The organism is Sphingopyxis yananensis (assembly GCF_020687785.1).
GTDB classification, from domain to species: domain Bacteria; phylum Pseudomonadota; class Alphaproteobacteria; order Sphingomonadales; family Sphingomonadaceae; genus Sphingopyxis; species Sphingopyxis yananensis.
Genome location: NZ_JAJEWI010000008.1, coordinates 253,245 through 274,083, shown reverse-complemented (window position 1 = coordinate 274,083; position 20,839 = coordinate 253,245). Strand labels below are relative to the sequence as shown.

Genomic DNA, 20,839 nt, shown 5'->3' with positions numbered 1-20,839 from the left:
ATTTTATGCGCTTCAGTCCGCTTGGCAATGGCGCGCGCCCGCTTTAGGGTGCGCGCCATTCGCATGTTTAATACCCTTGGAAGGACTCATCACCATCATGGCTTTGCCCGACATGAAACGCATTTTGCTGAAGCTGTCAGGGGAGGCGCTGATGGGGGCGACGCCTTTTGGGATTGATCCGCAAACCGTGGCCGATATGGCGGCAGAGGTGAAGGAAGCGAAGGATCGCGGTCTGGAAATCTGCCTCGTTATCGGCGGCGGCAATATTTTCCGCGGCATGGCGGGCGCCGCCAAGGGGATGGACCGCGCACAGGCCGATTATATGGGCATGTTGGCGACGGTGATGAACGCGTTGGCCATGCAAAATGCGCTGGAGCAATTGGGTGTCGAAACCCGCGTGCAATCCGCCATTGAAATGGACAAGGTTTGCGAGCCTGTGATCCGCCGCCGCGCCGAACGCCATTTGGAAAAAGGCCGTGTGGTCATTTTCGCCGCCGGTGTCGGCGCGCCTTATTTTACCACCGACAGCGGTGCCGCTTTGCGCGCCGCAGAAATGAAATGTGATGCCTTGCTGAAAGGCACCAGCGTGGACGGCGTGTATAATGCCGACCCCAAAAAAGACCCCGCCGCCGTGCGTTATGAAACGCTCAGCTTCGACCGCGTTTTGGCCGATAACCTTAAGGTAATGGACGCCAGCGCCGTGGCTTTGTGCCGCGATAATCAAATTCCGATTGTGGTGTTCAATATTCGTGAACCCGGCAATCTTGCCCGCGTTTTGACCGGCGATGGTGTGGCCACCGTCGTTCATGGCAACGCTTGACCCGATTAAGAGAGGAAATTTTCATGGCGAAATATGACAAGGCCGATTTGGAACGCCGCATGACCGGCGCGTTGGAATCGCTGAAATCGGATCTTGCTGGCCTGCGCACAGGCCGCGCCCACACCGCACTGTTGGACCCGATTGTCGTTGACGTTTATGGTTCGCACATGCCGCTGAACCAAGTGGCGTCGGTGTCGGCCCCCGAACCACGCATGTTGGCGGTTCAGGTGTGGGACAAGGGCAGCGTGAATGCTGTGGAAAAAGCCATTCGTTCGGCTGGATTGGGCCTGAACCCGATCACGGACGGCCAATTACTGCGCTTGCCCATTCCTGAAATGACGCAGGAACGCCGTAAGGAATTGAGCAAGCTGGCTGGCCAATATGCCGAAAAGGCCCGCGTGGCCGTGCGCAACGTGCGCCGCGATGGCATGGATGCGCTGAAGCAGGACGAAAATAAGAAAGAAATCAGCGAAGATGATCGCAAGCGTTCGGAAACCGAAGTGCAAAAGATCACCGATGGGGTGATTGCCGATATCGACGGCGCTGCCGCCGCCAAGGAAAAGGAAATCTTGGGTTAATGGGTTCTGGCTCCGTTATGACCAAGCACATGACGGGGCCGATTTCCGGACACTCGCGATGAGTGATACCCAAAAATTGGCGCGCCACGTTGCGATCATCATGGATGGCAATGGGCGCTGGGCGCAAAAGCGCTTTCTTCCACGCGTCGCGGGCCACCGTGCGGGTGTTGAGGCGGTGCGCAAAATAGTGCGCGCCGCAGGCGAGATGGGCCTTGAGGCCCTGACGCTTTATGCCTTTTCATCGGAAAATTGGAAACGCCCAGCGGGCGAGGTCAATGACCTGATGGGGTTGATGAAAAAATTCTTGCTCAGCGATTTGGACGAATTTGTCGCCAATGATATTCGGCTGAAAATTATCGGCGATTGGCGCGGGCTGGCCCCCGATGTGGTGGCATTGCTGGAAGATGCATTGGACCGCACCAGCGGAAATAAGCGCACCACCTTGGCGGTGGCGTTAAATTATGGCGGGCAGGATGAATTGGTCCGCGCAGCCAAAGCTGCTGCAGAGGCGGGCGAGATTAACGCCGATAGCATCGCCGCCCATTTGGATACCGCCGAACTGCCGCCTTTGGATTTGTTAATCCGCACATCGGGCGAAGTGCGCTTGTCCAATTTCCTTTTGTGGCAATGCGCTTATGCTGAACTTTATTTCACCGACCGTTTGTGGCCGGATTTTACCGCCGCTGATTTGAAATTGGCGCTGGACCATTTTGCGCGGCGCGACCGCCGATACGGAGGATTATAATGAGCAGCGGGGCAGGGAAGTCGGACCTGATGGTCAGGGCAGCGTCGGCATTGGTGATGTTTGCCATTGCAGGCACGGCCCTGTGGTTCGGTGGCTTTGCCTTTGGCCTGTTGTTGCTGATTGTGGCTGCGTTTGTCTTGGTCGAATGGTTCACCTTGCTGCGGAAAATGCAGCTGCGTTCTGGCAAGGCCAATCTGCTGCGCGTGGCGGGACCAATATTGGTCGGTGTGGCCGTAGCGGGGCTGTGGTATATTCGCGATGCGCTGGGCATGACGGCGGCCTTATGGGTGCTGGGCATGGTTTGGGCGACAGATATTGGCGCTTATTTTGCGGGCCGTGCCTTTGGTGGTGCGCGGCTGGCCCCGCGTATCAGCCCCAGCAAAACATGGTCGGGCCTGATTGGCGGCATGTTGGCGGCCTTGGTTGCCAGCGCCACCATTGGGGACCGTGCGGGCATAGCCGGTGTTCCCTTGTGGATTGGTTTGTTTATGGGCTTGTTGGCCCAATTGGGCGATTTGGGCCAAAGCTGGATGAAGCGTAAAGCCGGCGTCAAGGACAGCGGCAAGCTCATTCCCGGACATGGCGGGGCCTTTGACCGTGTGGATGGGCTGATTCCGGTGGCCTTTTTGATGGGCTTGTTGGCCTTTGCGGGCATTTTGTCGGCGCGGGTCGGGGGCTGATGATGCGCAGCCTGTCCTTATTCGGTGCAACGGGCAGTGTGGGGCAATCCACCCTAGATTTGGTGCGCCATGATGCGGCGTCGTGGCAGGTCAGCGTGTTGACAGCCCATAGCGATGTGGCGGGTTTGGCGGCGTTGGCGCGGGAATTTCAGGTGAAATTGGCCGTGATTGCGGACCCCAGCCGCTATGATGAATTGGTAGCTGCCTTGGCGGGAACGGGCATAGAGGTTGCCGCCGGACCTGACGCCTTGGTAGACGCCGCAAAACATCCTGTTGATTTGGTGGTCGCGGCGATTGTTGGCATCGCAGGGCTGGCCCCAACCATGGCGGCGTTGGAGGCTGGGCATAATGTGGCCTTGGCCAATAAAGAAAGCTTGGTGTCATCGGGTGCATTGATGATGCAGGCGGCCCGTGCGTCGGGCGCGACCATCTTGCCGATTGATTCGGAACATAATGCCATTTTCCAATGTCTGACGGGCAGCAGCCTAGAGGATGTGCGGCGGATTATTCTGACCGCCTCGGGCGGACCATTTCGCACCAAAAGCGCGGCAGAGATGGCGGTGATGACGCCGGCCCAAGCGGTGGCCCATCCCAATTGGTCAATGGGCGCCAAAATCAGTGTCGATAGTGCGACCATGATGAACAAGGGGCTGGAACTGATCGAGGCGCATCATCTGTTTCCGATCGGCCTAGAGAAGATCGAGATTTTGGTGCATCCCCAATCCGTTATCCACAGCCTTGTGGAATATCGGGATCGCTCGACCTTGGCGCAGCTTGGCTCGCCCGATATGCGCATTCCCATCGCCAGCGCCATGGCATGGCCGCGCCGCATGCACGCCCCCTGTCAGCCGCTGGATTTGACCCGCATCGGGCGTCTGGATTTTGAAGCGCCGGATGAACAGCGTTTTCCCGCCACGGCCCTGTGCCGCGCCGCCATATCCGAAGGCGGTGGCCGCCCTGCCCAATTGAATGCCGCCAATGAAATCGCGGTCGCGGCCTTTTTGGCGGGCAAGATTGGCTTCACCGCCATCGTAGATTTGGTGAAGCATGTGATGGACCATGAATCGCCTGTTGCGCCGACAAGCCTTCACGACATATTCATGGTTGACGCCGCATCGCGGCAACACGCGCAAATTTTAATGGATGCCCATGCCCATGGTTGAAGCCCCCGGAGCCTTGTTAACAGTCATTGCCTTTTTGGTGGTGCTGGGGCCGTTGGTTTTTGTTCATGAATATGGCCATTATATTGTTGGCCGCTGGTGCGGGGTAAAAGCCGAAACCTTTTCCATCGGCTTTGGCCGAAAAATCCTCAGTTGGCGGGACAAGCGCGGCACCGAATGGAAATTGGGCTGGTTGCCCTTGGGCGGTTATGTGCAATTTAAGGGCGACCGCGATGCCGCCAGCCGTCCTGATGCACAGTGGCAGCAATTGCCACCGGAACAATGGACCGACAGCTTCCCTGCACAGCCAGTATGGAAGCGCGCGGCGATTGTTGCGGCGGGACCAGTTACAAACTTCCTCTTTGCGATTGTGATCTTGGCGGGCTTTGCGTGGCTCAGCGGCACGCCCACCACGCCAGCGGTCGCAGGCGCGGTATTGGAAGGGTCTGCGGCGGCAGAGGCGGGCATTCGCGAAGGCGATGTCATTTTGTCGATTGATGGCCGCAAGATGGAATTGTTCACCGACATTCCCATGGCGGTGGCGCACCGCCCCGGTGAAACTGTGGATGTTCGCGTGCGGCGCGGCGGCGCGGAACAAAGTTTGTTGCTGACCCCGAAATTGGTGAAATCCAAGGATCAATTTGGCAATGAATTTGAACGCGGGGTGATTGGCATCAGCGCGGGCCGCGTGGTGTTTGAGAAAGTCTCTTTGCTGCAAGCGCCTGTGGTGGCGGTCCGCCAGACAAGCCAAATTGTCCGCCAGACGGTGGAAGTTTTGGGGCAGTTGCTGACCGGTAATCGATCCGTCAAGGATATGAGCGGTCCGTTGAAAATCGCCAAGACATCGGGCGAAGCGGCCACCATGGGCGCGGCTTCGCTGGTTTTTCTGGCGGCGCTGATTTCCATCAATCTGGGGTTCATCAACCTGTTGCCATTGCCAATGCTTGATGGCGGCCATTTGTTATTTTACAGCTATGAAGCCATAAGGCGGCGTCCCGTTCCTGCACAGGCACAGGAATGGGCCTTTCGCGTTGGCTTCGTTGCGATTATCACGCTGATGGTCGTCGTGACTTTTAACGATTTGGGCTCTTTCGGTCTGTGGGATCGGATCAGCGACTTGATTGGATAGCCCGACTGGGGCAGGAGATGCACGGCGCGTCATGTGACGGGGCGTGTTTGATGAAAAATTTTGCGGGAAGACCAAGCGTGGCAGCACATATGAAAACGGCCCCAAAGCAATTGTCGATCCTGCTGTTGGCAGGAACGATGATGACCTGGCCCGCAGCGCCGGTGATGGCACAAACGGCTGCGCCAACGGCGTCACGGCCTGCTTCGCCTCCTTCGGTAGCGGTCGTTCCTCCTGCTGCCGCGTCGACCATTCAGTCGATCACGGTCACAGGTAATCAGCGTTTGGAAGCGCAGACGATCTTGTCCTATCTGCGCCTGCGCGTGGGTCAGCCTTATGACCGCTCGATGCTGGATCAGGCATTGAAGGATTTGGCCGCCACCGAATTGTTCAAAGATTATCAGATCACCGACAATGCGGGAGCCTTGGTGATCGAAGTTGCGGAAAACCCCGTCGTCAACCGCATCATCTTGGAAGGCAATAAGCGCCTGAAAGAAGACAAGCTGCGTCCGGAAATTAAATTGGCTCCGCGCCAAATTTATACCCGTAGCAAGGTACGCGCCGACGTGGCCCGTATTATCGAACTCTATAAGCGTCAGGGCCGTTTTGCGGCGACCGTTGAACCCAAAATGGTTCAATTGGACCAAAACCGTGTCGACGTGGTGTTTGAAATTACCGAAGGGCCAAAGTCCAAGGTTCGCCAGATTAACATCGTCGGGAACGAGAAGTTCAAGGACGGCCAGTTGAAAGGCGAAATGGCCACCAAGCAAACAGGCCTGATGACCATGTTGTCGTCCAACACCAGCTATGACCCCGACCGTCTGGCCTATGACCAGCAAAAGCTGCGCCTATTTTATCTGCAAAATGGTTATGCCGATTTCCGCGTGATTTCGGCGGTGGCCGAACTGACCAGCAACAACCAAGATTTCATCATTACCTATGTGGTGGAAGAAGGTGAGCGGTACAAATTTGGCGACATTAATGTCGAAAGCGAGTTGCGCGATTTCCAACCGGAAACGCTGAAGGCCATGCTGCCGATGAAGAAGGACGATTGGTATGACGCCAAATTGGTCGAAGATACCGTCGAAAGCCTGAGCGAAACGGCGGGTTTGTTCGGCTATGCCTTTGCCAATATCAACCCCGAATTTACGCGCAATGCTGAAACCCGCACCATGGGGATTACCTTTAACGTCAGCGAAAGCCCGCGCACCTATGTCGAGCGGATTGACGTCAACGGCAATACGCTGACGCATGACAAGGTCGTCCGCCGCGAATTCCGTTTGAACGAAGGGGATGCGTTTAACAGCTTTGGCGTCAAGCGGACGGAAAACCGCCTCAATAGCTTGGGCTATTTCCAAGAAAATATGACGATTGATCGCAAGGAAGGCAGCACGCCGGACCGGATCATTTTGGAAACCAATGTACAAGAAAAGCCGACGGGCGAATTGTCACTGTCGGCAGGTTTCTCGTCCATCGAGAATTTCTTGGTCCAAGGGTCGATCCGCCAGCGCAACTTCCGTGGTTTGGGCCAACAATTGTCCGCTTCGGTCAACTATAGCAGCTATTCGAAATCCATCGAATTGGGCTTTACAGAGCCTTATTTGTTCGACCGCAACATCTCGGTCGGCGGCAGTGTCTATCGCCGCGATTTGAACAGCTTCCAATTTGGTTTGAACAACGAACGCCGCACGACCTTTGAACAGGTGACGACCGGATTCCAGTTGAACGCTGGCGTTCCGCTGACCGAGTTCATGCAATTCTTCGCGCGCTACAGCCTGAACTTTGACGATGTGTCGCTCGACAAGGGCCTCTATTATTTTGGCGATCAGTGTGATCCGTTGGTGGCGGGTCGTTATTTGTGCGACGCTATTGGCAAGCGCACGACATCCTTGATCGGTTATACACTGGCCTTTGATAACCGCGACAATCGCATGCGTCCGACGCGCGGCCAGTCCGCATCGATCAGCCAAGATTTTGCGGGTCTGGGCGGGAATGTGCGTTATGTGCGCACGCGCTTGAACGCGTCGAAGCACATGCGTCTGACCGGCCAGTTCATTTTGAACCTGACGGCCGAAGGCGGTTATATTCACGCCCTTGGAAACAACAGCAACACCGGATCTGACAAGGTTCGGTTGACGGATCGCTTCTTTTTAGGCGAACCTCAAATGCGCGGTTTTGATATTCGCGGCGTTGGTCCGCGTGTAATCCGATATGGTTTGGAAAGCTATAATGCTGATCCCGCATTGGCGAAGTTGAACACCGACCGTAACAACAGTTACGACGATGCTCTGGGCGGTCGGGCTTATTATATGGCGCGCGCGGAAGTTGACATTCCCTTGGGTTCCGGTGCCAAAGAACTGGGTTTACGACCATCGATCTTCCTTGATGTGGGGTCGGTTTGGGGTGTGAAGCGGCCAACGCTGACAAAGCTGAATGACTTCATCGATCCATCCGATGGTCAGCTGAAATTTATCTGCCGTGATGCCGCGACGAGTGGTCGCTCTTTCGCAGAGGAAACTGAGGTAGGCTCCGGAGTGTATCAAAAGTGTACCACGGGTACGGCGATGGCACCGTTCGACGAGCAATATTTTGGTGATACATGGAAACCCCGCGTCGCTATTGGCGCGGGCGTCAACTGGAATTCTCCCTTCGGTCCGTTCCGGATCGACTTCGCATACGCCCTCCGCAAAGAAGATGGCGATGATCCGAAACGCTTTTCATTCAACGTAGGAACCCAATTCTAATGAAGAAACTTCTTGTTGCTTCGGCACTGGCCATTGCCACGCTGTCGGCCTCGCCCATGCTGGCCACGCCGGCCATTGCACAGGCTAAAGCGATTGCGGTTGCTGACGTTCGCGTCGCTGCGGCTCGTTCCAATGCCTTCACCGTTGCTTCGCAGCAAATCCAGACGACCCACAAGGCGTCGATCGATCAGCAGCAATCGCGCGGCCAGACCTTGCAAGCAGAAATGAATGTTCTGATTGCGAAATATAACGAAGAAGCCCGCAAGACGCCGCAAAATGCGACCGCGCTTCAGGCGGCTGCACAGGCTGTGCAAACCAAGCGTCAGTCGGCAGGCGAAGAATTGCAGCGCATTGGCGCGCCGGTTGAACTGGCTCTGGCCTATGTCGAAGACCAGATCAGCATTCGTATGAACGAAGCGATCCGCGCCGCGATGACCGCCAAGAAAATTGACCTGTTGCTGCAGCCCGATGCTGTTTTGGCACGTGAAAATAACGTAGATATCACGGATTCGGTTGTGACCGAATTGAACCGCATTCTGCCCAACGTGACGATCACGCCGCCGGCTGGCTATCAGCCCGGTCAGCTGGTGCAAGAACGCAACCAACAATTGCAAGCTGGCGCCGCAGCCGCCCAGCCACAAGCCAATCAGCCCGCTAGCCGCTAAGCCGGACGATGAGCGCAGCTGACGTAAAGGGTGAAGCATTGGGTCCGGTGGATATCCGCCGGATCCTTTCTTTGCTGCCGCATCGTTATCCGATGTTGTTGGTGGACCGTGTCGAATCGATGGTCAAAGATCACACGATTCACGCGATCAAAGCCGTGACGATGAATGAGCCTTTCTTTCAAGGCCATTTTCCCGGTCGCCCGATTATGCCGGGCGTCCTGATTGTCGAGGCTTTGGCACAGGCTGGCGGTGTGTTGGCGATTGAATCGCTGGGTTTGGCGGGCACAGGCAAGCTGGTCTATTTCATGGGGATTGACGGCGTAAAATTCCGTAAACCCGTGGAGCCAGGCTGTTTGCTGGACCTGCATGTCACGATTTTGCAGGCAAAACGCAATATCTGCAAATTCGAAGGCAAGGCGATGCTCAATGGTCAATTGGCCACGGAATGCACCTTCACCGCCATGATCGCGGACCCGCCAAGCGAATAATCTGATCTCGGCCATATCTTTCCCGCCCCGCCTGATGGTGGGACGGGGAAGGATGGTTGCATTTTCTGGATTTGGCCATTACAGGGCCGATCTTCATGTCTTCGGACTTAAACCTACGCTGCTGGTCGGAAACCAGTGGTATTGGAGCGAATAAAATGAAAGCTGGCATTCACCCCGACTATCACACCATCACCGTCAAGATGACCGATGGCACGGAATATCAGACCCGTTCGACTTGGGGCAAAGAAGGCGACGTGATGGCGCTGGAAATCGACCCCACCGCTCACCCCGCATGGACCGGCGGCACGGGCCGTATGTTGGACGCAGGTGGTCAGGTTGCCAAGTTCAACAAGCGTTTCGGCGGCCTGTCGCTGAAGCGTTAATTTGGACTATTGCGGCTTCGCGCTTGAAGGACATTTCAGCCGCTAGAGGCCGCATCATCCAAAATCTTTGCAAGCGCGCTTTGCCAACCGGCAAGGCGCGTTTTGCGTATCTGGGGCGTGATATTGGCAGTAAAGCGGCTACCGCCCCCGTGCATGGCATCGACCGCGCTGGCCAAATTGAGGTAAAGTCGCGCGCCCGTCGCCGCCAACATGGCCGCGCCCAAAGCGGTGCTTTCGATCATATCAGGCCGTTCGACCGTCAGGTTCAATATATCGGCCAGATCTTGCGCCATCCAATCATTGGCTGCCATGCCGCCGTCAATCCGCAATTCCTTCCATTTCATGCCGTCGGCGGCAAAGGCGTCTTTTAGGTCGCGCATCTGATAGGCCATGGATTCCAGCGCCGCCCGCGCCACATGGGCTTTGCTGGTGGAAAAGCTGAGGCCGGAAATAGCGCCTTGCGCGGTGGGCCGCCAATGGGGCGCGCCAAGGCCGGACAGCGCGGGGACCAAATAGACACCGCCATTGTCGGGAACGGAACGGGCCAATGCCTCGCTCTCTGCGGCATTGGCCAGCAAGCCCAATCCGTCGCGCAGCCACTTAATCAAGCTGCCCGCAGCAAAGACCGACCCTTCCATCGCATAATGGCGGGTGTCGCCGTCCTGCACCAAAATGGTGGATAGCAGGCGATTTTTTGACCGGATCTGCTGCCCCTCGGTGGCGGTTAGGATGAAGGCGCCAGTGCCAAAGGTTGCTTTGCTTTGCCCCTTTTTCAGGCAGGCTTGGCCAATGGTAGCGGCCTGTTGGTCGCCCGCCATGCCGCAAATGGGGATGGGCGCGCCGAATAGCTTGCTGTCCGTCACGCCGATATTTTCGGTGCAGCCAACAATTTCCGGCAAGATGGATGGGGGGACGCCGAACAAATCGCATAAGTCAGTGTCCCAGCCGCCTTGGCCGTTTTTGCTGGTGCGAATATCCATCAATTGGGTGCGGGCGGCATTGGTGGCGTCGGTGACATGTAGACCGCCCGTCAGGCGATAGATCAAATAAGATTCCACGGTGCCGACCGCCAAGCGATCACCCGCCTTGCGCAGTTCGGGCCAATGTTTCAGCGCCCAGCCGATTTTGCTGCCGGAAAAATATGGGTCCAAGATCAAACCGCTTTTGCTTTGGACCATATCTTCATGGCCATCCGCCCGCAAAGCATCACAGATATCGGCGGTGCGGCGGTCTTGCCAGACGATAGCGGGGGCGAGGGGTTTTCCGGTTTTGCGATCCCAGAATATAATGGTTTCGCGTTGATTGGTAATGCCGATGCCCGCGATTTTGGCGGCGCCGCCTGCCTTTTTGACCATGTCTTTGGTGGTCGCCAGCGTGGCTTTCCATATTTCGTCGGCATCATGTTCCACCAAACCGCGGGCGGGATAATGCTGGGTCAGTTCGCGCTGGCTGGCGGCCAAGACCTTTCCTTTGGCGGAAAATAGCAAAGTTCGGGTCGATGTTGTGCCTTCGTCAATGACGATGATTTTCTGGGCCATGCCAATCCTCCACCATCGACGCCCATATGATGGGCTGCCGCTGTGCGGAAAGGATGTGCTGAAAATGCAATGGGGGCAAGAGGGAGGGAATGGAGCCATGCGGCACCATTGGCTATCAGATTTGCAATTCACCGCATTTTCTGCCATAGGCACCGCCAGCGCAGATGAGCGGCACAGATCCGCTTAAATTTCGTGGCAGCGTGATATCCATATCCACAAGCATATGGGCTAGCCGGCTGTGCATGTCTCTTGAGGCACCCTTTCACGCGGGTCGTTTCGAACCCGCTTTGGTGCGTTTGGTCGATCCGAACGTGCTGCGCGGCCAGTTGTGGAAAAATGAAAAATGGAATTTAAAGACTTTGGCCTGCACGCTGATATTGAGCGTGCGTTGGTTGCCAAACGCTATAGCGAACCCACCCCCATTCAGGCGCAAGCCATTCCGGTGTTGCTGCAAGGTCGTGATTTGTGCGGTATTGCGCAAACCGGCACGGGTAAAACGGCGGCTTTCTCGCTGCCGTCGCTGCATTATCTGCTGAGCAACCCCAAGCCGCGCTCGCCGCGCGGAACCCGTATGTTGGTGCTGTCGCCGACCCGCGAATTGGCCGCCCAAATTGCGCAAAATTGCCGCGATTATGCGCGCTTTGCGAAATTGGCCGTGTCGACTGTGTTCGGCGGCGTGCCGATCAATCGCCAGATCAAGGATTTGGCGGGCGGTGTCGATATTTTGGTCGCCACCCCAGGCCGTTTGCTCGACCTGATCGACCAGCGCGCCTTGCGTTTGGATGATGTGGAAATTTTCGTCTTGGACGAAGCCGACCAAATGATGGACATGGGCTTTATCCACAGCCTGCGCCGCGTGGCAAAAATCCTGCCTGCCGAGCGTCAGAATCTGTTCTTTTCGGCCACCATGCCCAAGGAAATTGCGGCGCTGGCCAACCAGTTTTTGAACGATCCGGTAACCGTGTCTGTCGCGCCGCAAGCCACCACCGCCGAAAAGATTAAACAGCGCATTACCTTTGTCGAACAAAAGGAAAAGCAAGCGCTGTTGCACCATATCGTCCGCACCGAAGATATTGACCGTGCGTTGATCTTTACCCGCACCAAACATGGCGCGGACCGTGTTGTGCGCCATTTGGCGGGCGCGGGCATCCAAGCCTTTGCGATTCATGGCAACAAGAGCCAAGCGCAGCGCACCACCGCTTTGCAGGCGTTTCGCGCCGGCCAAGTGAAATTGCTGGTGGCCACCGACATTGCGGCACGCGGCATTGACGTGTCGGGCGTCAGCCATGTGATCAATTTTGAAATTCCCAATGTGCCAGAACAATATGTTCACCGCATTGGCCGCACTGCACGAGCTGGGGCCGAGGGTCAGGCGATCAGCTTTGTTGCGCCGGATGAAAAGGCCTATTTGCGCGATATTGAGCGTGTAACCCGCACCCGCGCTGAACCCGAAAAGCTGCCAGATAATTTTGGCGAAATGGTGCGCAATCTGCCCAAGCCTGCGGCTCCGCCCCGCGATACCGGCAGCCGTGGCCGCGACCCGCAGCGTCAGCGCGACGATGCGCTGCGCGGCAAGTCGGGCGGCGGTGAACGCCGTGACGGGGGCCAGCGCCGTGATGGTGGACAGCGCAGCGAAAGCGGCGGCCGTGGTAATGGCGGTCAGGGTCGCGGTGGTCAGGGCCGGGGCGGTCAGGGCCGCGATGGCAAGTGGCGCGATCAGAGCGTTGAAGGCCAAGGCCGTGATGGCGGACAAGATCCCCGCCACGGTGCAGGCCAAGGCGCAGGCCGTCCCGCGCAACACCGCGACAATCGTGGTGGCGCTCCGCGTGGTGGCGAAGGACAGGGCGAACAACGCCGCTTCCGCCCCCGCAATGGCGGCGTGGGCAAGCATAAGGGCGCGGTGACGCGTTTGGGCTAATCTGTCCTATAAACCTTTATGAAAAAAGGCGCAGCACCCAAGGGGCTGCGCCTTTTTTCATGGCGAACTTAGCCGATGCTGGCGACCGCCCAAATCACGCCGACCAACAAGGGCGCGCCCATCAGGTCCAAGATAAACCCTGCTTTTAAGATGCGGGGCAGGGCGATATGACCGGTTGACCATGCCAAGGCATTGGGACCGGTGCCAGCGGGCATCATAAAGCCCCAACTGGCGGCCATGGCGACGGGCATCGCCATCAATATCGGGTCCGCCCCTGTGGCCGCGATCAGCGCGGTTAACACCGGCATAATGCCGCTGGCCGTGGCGACATTGCTGGCAAATTCTGTGACCAAGATGGTCAGCGCCACAATGATGAGTGCCAATAGGAAGAGCGGCATGCTGGTTAGCGGGGCCAGCACCACGCCCAGCCATGCCGCCAGCCCGCTGTCGCTGATCGCGGCGGCCAAGGCCAAGCCGCCGCCGAATAGCATGATGACCGCCCAAGGGGCTTTGTCGGCCTCGCGCCAATTCAGCAGCGGGCGGCCCGTGCCATCGGGCACCAGAAACAGTAATATGCTGAACGCAATGGCAATGGTGCCGTCGGTCAGCGAACCATTGGGGAAATAGGGCGCGATCCACGGCTGGGCGATCCATGTCGCGACGACGGCGACAGCAATGGGCACCACCCGCTTTTCCGCCGCCGACCATGGTTCGGCATGGCCCAAGGCCGCGCGGGCGGCATTGGGATCGAAATCATGTTGATCCAGCCGGTGGACGCGGGCCAACACCCATGTCGCCAGCGGCACAGAAATCAGCACAATCGGCATACCAAATTTCAACCAGTCCAAAAATCCGATGTCGGTGCCCAGACTTTTGTTGATCAGGCCGACCGCAATGGCGTTGGTGGGGCTGGCCACCAATGTGCCAAAGCCGCTGATGGTGGCGGCAAAGGCGGTGCCCATCACCACTGCGCCAGCAAAGCCCTCTGTCTCTCCCTCTTTGATGCCGGCGGCTTGGATGACCGCCAAGGCGATGGGCAGCATGATCAGCGCGGTAGAGGTGTTGGATACCAACAGGCCAATGGTGGTGGTTGCAGATATAAAAGCGAATAACAGGCCCGTGGGCGTGGGCCGAGCGCGGTTTAGCAGCGCCAGCGCAATACGGCGGTGCAGGCCGACCCGTTCGATGGTCAGCGCCAAAAAGGCCCCGCCCAAAATCAGGAATAAAATGGGGCTGTAATATTCTTGCGCGATGTCGTTGGCGCTCATCACGCCAAATATCGGGACCAGCAAAAAGGGGATGAGCGCGGTGACCGTCAGGGGCAAAGCCTCGGTCATCCACCAAATAGCCATCAACATGGTCATGGCGGCAATGCGCCATGCCATGGGCTCCATGCCTGTCGGCGGTGGCAGGATCAGCATGATGATAAAGGCTATCAATCCGCCGCCAAGGCCGAACAGGCGTGTTTTATCCATTAACTCTCCAAAACGATCACCGATAATTGGCGGCCATAGCTATTTTCATTTTGGTGGCACGCACGGCGGTAACTGAAATATTCTGTGGGCGCAGCGTAAGTATCTTGGCCGGTCATGGCAATGCGTTTGATGCCCGCTTGCGCCAGCCGTGCCGCGACATAGGCCGCAATATCGAACATTGCATGGCCTTGTTTATGGGCCACGAAAAACCGTTCATTGGCGGGGTCGGCAGCGGTGAAGCGGGCGACAAAGCTGTCATCCACTTCATAGGATGCGCGGCCAATGCACGGCCCGATGGCGGCGCAGATATTGTCGGGCGATGCGCCAAGGCTTTGCATGGCGGCTATGCTGTTGTCCGTCACACCGGCCAGCGCGCCCTTCCACCCCGCATGGGCGGCGGCAATCACACCGGCTTTGGCATCCCAAAACAAGACGGGCACACAATCGGCGGTTAATATGCCCAGCATGATACCCGCTGTGCGCGTGGCCATGGCGTCGGCCTGTGGCCGCTGGCCAAGGTCGCTTTGTTCGTCGATGATCACACAGTCGGCGCCGTGCACCTGATATAGGCCCGCCAGTGCCGCTTGGGGCGACAGACTGGCGATCACACGGTGGCGGTTTTCTTGGATCAGGGCGGGGTCGTCATCGGACCCGATACCGGTGTTGAGCGATGCCAAATCGCCGGTCGACACGCCGCCTTGGCGACCAAAAAAACCATGGGCGACGCCTGCCAATGTCGGGGCGGTCACAAAGGGGGGATGGGATGTCACAGATCCAGCCTCCAGATACGGTCTTCGTCAATATGGTTGCCGACGCGAAACGGGTTGCGGCCCACATCGTAAAATCCATAGCGGCTGTAAAAACGCTGGGCGCGGGGGTTTTCGCTGAATACGGACAGATAAAAAGTCTGGGCGCGTTGGCGGGCCCAGTGAATGGCAAAGTCCATCAAGGCAGCTGCTACGCCTTGGCCTTTGGCGCGTTCATGAACATAAAGCTGGTGTAATTCCGTAATATGGTCGCGGGGTTGGTCGTCCGGCAAGGGCAGGTCGGCAGGGCCGGTTTTCACAAAACCCAAAATGTCGCCCGCATCATCGCGCACCAAAGCCACGGCCCAATCCGCTGCGTTAATTTGCGCCGCTAGATCATCGGGACGGTTCCACTCGTCCAGAAACATCGCCAAATCTTTGGGGTCATATAAATGGGCGAATGTGTGTTTAAACGATGCAATCGCAAAGGCGGACAGGGCGTCGGCATCCTGCGGCGTGGCGGGGGTTATAGCGATGGTCATGGGGTAATTATAAATCCTTCGGGGGCGGGCCAATGGGGGGCGGTGACGCCCAAAATTTTGAATAATTGGCCCATTTCTTTGTCTTCGACCAAGCGGTTGCGCCCGCTGATCAACTCTGTCTGGCGGTCAGGGGCGGCGCGCAGCAAGCTGCCTAGGCGGGTATCAATGCCCATATGTTGTAACCATTGGCCCTGCGGAACGGGGCCGGTGGCCCGCGCTCCAGCATGGGCAGCGGCATCGCGCAGGCAGGTGAAATCCACGTGAGCGGTGACGTCGACTTCGCCTGGCTGGGCAAAGACATCGACAAATTGGTGGCGGTGGAGCGCTTGCAAACTGTCCCCCGCTGCTGGGCCGCTATAACCATAATCAATCGCCAACATAGCCCCGCCGCCGCGCACCAGACGGGCGGCGCATTTGTGCATAATCATGGCGGACAGGGGCGTGGTTTCAACAATGGTGCCCACGTCATGCTGGCGCAGCGATGGCGGCACCAATTCATCGGCAGCGGTATCGCCCGCTGCGGCTTGCAGGCGATCATCTTGGCGCACCACCACCCGTTCGCGCCAACCATTTTCCGTGCGAATATATTGGTGGATGGGCAGGGCATCGAAAAATTCATTGGCGATGATGATCAGCGGCAGGTCATCGGGCAAGGCGTCGACATCATCATGATGCTGGGCATGGGGGATGCGCGCCAATTGGGCGGCGGCCAAGGTCGGGCTGGTTTCCACCAAATGCACCGATTGCGGAACCGCTTGAAACCGTGCCATGACGCGCAAGGCATCTACCGCCAAGGTGCCGCGCCCTGGCCCCAATTCGACATAGCGAAATTCGGGACGGCCCGCGCGGGTCCAGATGTCGGCTATCCAAATGCCGATCATTTCGCCGAACAATTGGCTGATTTCCGGCGCGGTGGTAAAATCCCCCGCCGCGCCCAAGGGGTCGCGGGTGGCGTAATAATGGGCGTTCATCGCGCCCATATAATCGGCGATGCTAGTGACCCGCTGGGCCGCGATTTGCGCGGCCAATTCTTGGGGAGTGGGCAGCGCGCCGGACAGTGGCGGGGCGTCAAAATTTTGGCCGTCAGACATGGGATTATCAGGCAATGCTATCTGGCCCCGCAATCGGTTCAATCCGCTGGCGGCGGCCATTGGCGGTCATGATCAACCACAATCCGATGATGATCATCGGCAAGGTCAAGGTTTGGCCCATGGTCAACCCCCAACCCAAGGTTCCCAATTGGGCATCGGGCTCGCGGAAAAATTCGACGAAAAAGCGGCTGAGGCCATAAATGAGGGATGCCGTTCCGGTCATCAGGCCGGGCTTGTAACGGGCCTTGGTGCGCCAGAATAAATAGGCCAACACCAGCAGCATCAACAGGCCTTCGAGGCCGGCTTCATATAATTGGCTGGGGTGGCGTGGGTCCATACTGCCGCTGTCTGGGAAAATCACCGCCCAAGGAACCGTCGTGGCACGGCCCCAAAGCTCGCCATTGACGAAATTGGCCAAGCGACCAAAAAGCAAGCCAAAGGGCGCAACACAGGCGACATAATCGGCAAAGCGCAGAAAACTGAGCTTTTCCTTGCGCGTGACATAATAAATGGCGACCAACACCCCGACTAAACCGCCGTGGAAGGACATACCGCCATCCCACAGGCGGAATACCGCCAGCGGATTGTCCAAATAGGCCCCCAAATTGTAAAACAGCACATAGCCAATGCGGCCACCAATGATGATGCCCAGCATCGCGTAAAAAATCATATCATCGGCGTGGCGTCGGGCCATAGGCGCACCGGGCTGGGCGATAAGGCGCAGCAAATACCAGTAACCGATAAAGATTCCAGCCAGATAGGCCAAGGCATACCAACGGATTGGCAGGCCGAAAATGCTGAACGCCACTTCGCTGTTCGACCCCATCAGGTCGTGAAAATTCACATAGGATGAAGCTTGGGCTAGTATATCTGTGAATAACATGAAAGTCTCTGTCCTTCCCGGGGAGAGGACATAACCCATAAGGGTTTCGGGCCAAGAGACCAAGAGGAGAGATGAAAGATGCCATCAGCGCTCGATTTGCGCATAGACGCGGCCTATCAAGCCATTACCGCAGCGGGCGGGCCGATCCAGCTTGGCACCATTGATAGCGACGGCCGCAGCTTTCCTTATATCAGCAATGCGCCCGACAATCTGGTGGATTATGTCGCTTTTTTCTGTGCACAGCACGGGGACGCCACCTTTTTGGTCGAAGGTGACAAGCGGCTGAGCTTTGCTGAACTCTATGCCACCGCCCGCCAAGTCGCCATTGGTTTGGTGGATGGGCATGGGGTCCAGCGGGGTGACCGCGTCGGTTTGGCAATGCGCAACGCCAATGCTTGGTGTGTGGCCTATATTGGCATTTTAATGGCGGGCGGATGCGCCACCTTGCTGAATGGATGGTGGCAGGGCGGTGAATTGGTCGCGGCGATTGACGAAACCGAAGTGTCGCTGGTGATTGCCGACAGCCCCCGCGCCGCTCGGCTAGCAGAGGCGGGGCACAAGGTACCGGTGATCGAACTCGATATCAGCTTGGATATTGATCAGGCCATATCGCCCTTGCTGGCGGCAGGTGCCAATCCCGATACGGCGCTGCCCAAATTGACGGGCGATGATCTGGCAACGATTTTGTTCACATCGGGGTCCACCGGACAGTCCAAGGGGGCCTATTCGCGTCATCGGGCCGTGACGCAGGGGACATTCAACTATGTCGCCCAGTCCGTATCCATGGCTTATTTAATGGCGCAAGATGGCATCACGTCGGACCTTCAGCCCGCGACATTGATTTGCACGCCCTTGTTCCATGTGACGGCCGAAGTTCCGGTGTTCCTGCAAAGCTTTGCGATTGGCCGGAAATTGGTGTTGATGCCCAAATGGGACGCCGAAGAAGCCATGCGCCTGATTGAACAGGAGAAAATCAGCTATTTCGTTGGCGTTCCGCTGATGAGCTATGAAATGCTGGTGCACCCGAACCGTTCAAAATATGATTTGTCGACCTGCGCCAGCTATGCGGCGGGCGGCGCACCGCGACCACCCGAACATGTCAAACGCATCGCGGACGGCATGGGCGGCGGCCAGCCATTGCTGGGCTATGGCCTGACCGAAACCAATGGGGTTGGCTGCGGCAATTTGGGTGACAATTATCTGGAAAAGCCCTTGTCCACTGGCCCCGCGTCCAAGCCATTGGTCGATTTGGCGATTATGGATGATGCGGGGGATGCCTTGCCCCAAGGACAAATTGGCGAAGTGTGTATCCGCTCCATCGCCAATTTCGAAGGATATTGGAACCGGCCCGACGCCACGCGCGATGCCTTTACCAAAGACCATTATTTCCGCACCGGTGACTTGGGATATTTGGACGAGGATGGATATTTGTTCATCGTTGATCGCAAAAAAGACATCATCATTCGCGGCGGTGAAAATATTAGCTGCCAAGAAGTGGAAGCCGCAATTTACGAGCATCCTGACGCCAAGGAATGCGCGGTCTTTGGTTTGCCGGACGAACGTTTGGGCGAAGTGGTCGGCGCGGTGGTGTGGATGACACCCGACAGCCGCGTGGATGCCGAAGCTTTGACCGCCTTTCTGAGCGAGCGTTTGGCTGCCTTTAAGGTGCCGCTGAAAATTTGGCTGGCGCCATCGGCGCTGCCCAAATTGGGCAGTGAGAAAATCGACAAAGTGTCGCTGCGAAATTTCTATCGTGGGCAATATGCCTTGGAAACCGCCGCATAAGACAGGATCATGGACGCGCAGCCGGTTGTAATGCCGCCTGACGCGTCCATCATATATGGCGACATAATCGTGCCGAATATGATGGTGGGGGAACCGTAGCGCAGACCATCGATTATTTGAAAGGGTGGGGGCGTGTCATCAGGGCCAATTGACCGCGCGCCCATGCCGAAAAATTCTTTGGCAAGGGAGCAAGCATGTCCATTCTTCGCCCATTTTTATCGCGCGTTATTCGCTATGGGCAATTGACCATATTGGCACCAAACGGCGGCGAAGAGGTTTTCGGCGTCCCTACAGCGGGATATGCCAATTTGACGGTGCGCTTTACCAGCAAGCGGGCGATGCGCCATGTGGTGCTGGACCCACGCCTTGGCGCAGCCGAAGCCTTTATGGACGGCGATCTGATCATCGAAAATGGCGATATTATGGATTTAATCCATTTGCTGCGCGCCAATACGCCATGGGATAGGGGCGAAAAGTTAAAAGACTTAACAGCGGTGGGAGAGGCGCTGGATTGGGTTAAGACGCGGCTGAACAGCATCAATCGGCGGCGGGAATCCAAGGCCAATGTTGCGCATCATTATGACATTGGTAATGACCTGTATCGCCTGTTTCTGGACAGCGACATGCAATATAGCTGCGCTTACTGGCCGCGCCCCGACATCAGTTTGGACGAAGCGCAGCAGGCGAAAAAGGCGCATATTGCCGCGAAATTGGCGCTGCAAGACGGGCAGCGGGTGTTGGACATTGGCTGTGGCTGGGGCGGGATGGCCATAAGCTTGGCCAAATTTGCCAATGTCCGTGTGCATGGCATCACCTTGTCCGAAGAACAGTTGGCGATGGCGCAGCAACGCGCACAGGCCGAAGGGCTGGCGGACCGCGTGACATTTGAATTGATCGATTATCGGGATTTGGCCGTGCGCGATGTGGGGCAATATGACCGCATCGTATCGGTCGGCATGTTTGAACATGTGGGCGCACGCAATTTCGAAGAATTTTTCCGCTGCACCGCCAATTTGCTGACCGCCGACGGGGTGATGTTAATTCACACCATCGGCCGCTTTGGCAGACCGGGGGCGACCGATGCGTTCACCCGCAAATATATATTCCCTGGCGGTTATATTCCGGCGCTGAGTGAAACCGTGGCGGCATCGGAGCGCAGCCGCTTGATTGTGACCGATGTCGAAACGCTACGCCTGCATTATGCGCTGACGCTGCGTCAGTGGTATGCGCGCTGCGTTGAAAAACGGGCGGAGATTGAGGCGATGATGGGCGCGAAATTCTATCGCATGTGGACATTTTATTTGGCGGGCGCGACCGCTGCTTTTGAAAGCGGGGGCATGGGCAATTATCAAATCCAATATGCCCGCAGCCGCCATGCCTTGCCGCTGATCCGTGATTATATGGCGGCGCATGAGGCTGCTTATTTGGGCTAAACCCCGATTTTGAAATGGGGATCGGGCGGGAGCCTGTAG

General features: G+C 57.3%; 19 protein-coding genes. 13 read left to right on the top strand and 6 right to left on the bottom strand.

Annotated elements, in window-relative coordinates:
• The first annotated feature begins 97 nt into the window (after positions 1–97).
• From pyrH to rpmE, 10 genes are all read left to right on the top strand, one after another.
• Positions 98–820, top strand: a complete 723-nt coding sequence (gene pyrH, locus LKO31_RS09440; protein WP_227690109.1) for a UMP kinase — start codon at positions 98–100, stop codon at positions 818–820.
• Positions 821–843: 23 nt separating this feature from the next.
• Positions 844–1,398, top strand: a complete 555-nt coding sequence (gene frr / locus LKO31_RS09435) for a ribosome recycling factor (protein ID WP_227690108.1) — start codon at positions 844–846, stop codon at positions 1,396–1,398.
• Positions 1,399–1,456: 58 nt separating this feature from the next.
• Positions 1,457–2,143 carry a polyprenyl diphosphate synthase gene (gene uppS, locus LKO31_RS09430; RefSeq protein ID WP_227690106.1) on the top strand — a complete coding sequence of 229 codons (687 nt, stop codon included), beginning with the start codon at positions 1,457–1,459 and terminating at the stop codon, positions 2,141–2,143.
• Positions 2,143–2,823 (top strand): phosphatidate cytidylyltransferase, encoded by a 681-nt coding sequence (locus LKO31_RS09425; RefSeq protein WP_227690104.1) that lies wholly within the window; start codon positions 2,143–2,145, stop codon positions 2,821–2,823. The genes uppS and LKO31_RS09425 overlap by 1 nt, the downstream gene beginning before the upstream one ends.
• A 2-nt stretch (positions 2,824–2,825) precedes the next feature.
• Positions 2,826–3,986 (top strand): 1-deoxy-D-xylulose-5-phosphate reductoisomerase, encoded by a 1,161-nt coding sequence (locus LKO31_RS09420; protein ID WP_227690599.1) that lies wholly within the window; start codon positions 2,826–2,828, stop codon positions 3,984–3,986.
• The gene (gene rseP, locus LKO31_RS09415) at positions 3,979–5,112 is read left to right on the top strand and encodes an RIP metalloprotease RseP (RefSeq protein ID WP_227690102.1); all 1,134 of its coding nucleotides are present in this window, start codon (positions 3,979–3,981) and stop codon (positions 5,110–5,112) included. Before LKO31_RS09420 ends, rseP begins: the two co-directional genes overlap by 8 nt.
• An 89-nt stretch (positions 5,113–5,201) precedes the next feature.
• On the top strand, positions 5,202–7,853 hold the full coding sequence (gene bamA, locus LKO31_RS09410; protein ID WP_227690100.1) for an outer membrane protein assembly factor BamA: 2,652 nt from the start codon (positions 5,202–5,204) through the stop codon (positions 7,851–7,853).
• Positions 7,853–8,518 carry an OmpH family outer membrane protein gene (locus tag LKO31_RS09405; protein ID WP_227690098.1) on the top strand — a complete coding sequence of 222 codons (666 nt, stop codon included), beginning with the start codon at positions 7,853–7,855 and terminating at the stop codon, positions 8,516–8,518. The genes bamA and LKO31_RS09405 overlap by 1 nt, the downstream gene beginning before the upstream one ends.
• 8 nt (positions 8,519–8,526) lie before the next feature.
• Complete coding sequence (gene fabZ / locus LKO31_RS09400) at positions 8,527–9,006, top strand: 3-hydroxyacyl-ACP dehydratase FabZ (RefSeq protein WP_227690097.1); 480 nt, start codon at positions 8,527–8,529, stop codon at positions 9,004–9,006.
• 155 nt (positions 9,007–9,161) lie between these two features.
• Positions 9,162–9,389 (top strand): 50S ribosomal protein L31, encoded by a 228-nt coding sequence (gene rpmE, locus LKO31_RS09395; protein WP_227690598.1) that lies wholly within the window; start codon positions 9,162–9,164, stop codon positions 9,387–9,389.
• Between the two features lie 35 nt (positions 9,390–9,424).
• On the opposite strand, the gene LKO31_RS09390 is transcribed toward rpmE, so the two are convergent.
• The gene (locus LKO31_RS09390) at positions 9,425–10,927 is read right to left on the bottom strand and encodes a glycerol kinase (RefSeq protein WP_227690095.1); all 1,503 of its coding nucleotides are present in this window, start codon (positions 10,925–10,927) and stop codon (positions 9,425–9,427) included.
• 343 nt (positions 10,928–11,270) lie between these two features.
• Here LKO31_RS09390 and LKO31_RS09385 point away from each other — a divergent pair, with 343 nt between their 5' ends.
• Positions 11,271–12,845 (top strand): DEAD/DEAH box helicase, encoded by a 1,575-nt coding sequence (locus LKO31_RS09385; protein ID WP_227690093.1) that lies wholly within the window; start codon positions 11,271–11,273, stop codon positions 12,843–12,845.
• Positions 12,846–12,913: 68 nt separating this feature from the next.
• Here LKO31_RS09385 and LKO31_RS09380 read toward each other — a convergent pair whose 3' ends face one another.
• The 5 genes from LKO31_RS09380 to lgt are packed head-to-tail and all read right to left on the bottom strand — an operon-like array spanning position 12,914 to position 17,582.
• Positions 12,914–14,320: an SLC13 family permease gene (locus tag LKO31_RS09380; protein ID WP_227690086.1), complete on the bottom strand. Its 1,407-nt coding sequence runs from the start codon at positions 14,318–14,320 to the stop codon at positions 12,914–12,916.
• Positions 14,320–15,090, bottom strand: a complete 771-nt coding sequence (pgeF, locus tag LKO31_RS09375) for a peptidoglycan editing factor PgeF (protein ID WP_227690084.1) — start codon at positions 15,088–15,090, stop codon at positions 14,320–14,322. The genes LKO31_RS09380 and pgeF overlap by 1 nt, the downstream gene beginning before the upstream one ends.
• Positions 15,087–15,608, bottom strand: a complete 522-nt coding sequence (locus LKO31_RS09370) for a GNAT family N-acetyltransferase (RefSeq protein WP_227690082.1) — start codon at positions 15,606–15,608, stop codon at positions 15,087–15,089. The genes pgeF and LKO31_RS09370 overlap by 4 nt, the downstream gene beginning before the upstream one ends.
• The gene (locus tag LKO31_RS09365) at positions 15,605–16,699 is read right to left on the bottom strand and encodes a class I SAM-dependent methyltransferase (protein WP_227690080.1); all 1,095 of its coding nucleotides are present in this window, start codon (positions 16,697–16,699) and stop codon (positions 15,605–15,607) included. The genes LKO31_RS09370 and LKO31_RS09365 overlap by 4 nt, the downstream gene beginning before the upstream one ends.
• A 7-nt stretch (positions 16,700–16,706) precedes the next feature.
• Positions 16,707–17,582 (bottom strand): prolipoprotein diacylglyceryl transferase, encoded by an 876-nt coding sequence (gene lgt / locus LKO31_RS09360; protein ID WP_407699269.1) that lies wholly within the window; start codon positions 17,580–17,582, stop codon positions 16,707–16,709.
• Between the two features lie 78 nt (positions 17,583–17,660).
• Here lgt and LKO31_RS09355 point away from each other — a divergent pair, with 78 nt between their 5' ends.
• Both LKO31_RS09355 and LKO31_RS09350 read left to right on the top strand, forming a co-directional pair.
• Entirely contained in the window at positions 17,661–19,367 is a 1,707-nt protein-coding gene (locus LKO31_RS09355) for a class I adenylate-forming enzyme family protein (protein WP_227690078.1), read from the top strand.
• 194 nt (positions 19,368–19,561) lie between these two features.
• A complete protein-coding gene (locus LKO31_RS09350) occupies positions 19,562–20,800 on the top strand; it encodes an SAM-dependent methyltransferase (protein WP_227690076.1) in 1,239 nt (412 codons plus the stop codon).
• The last annotated feature ends 39 nt before the right edge of the window (positions 20,801–20,839 follow it).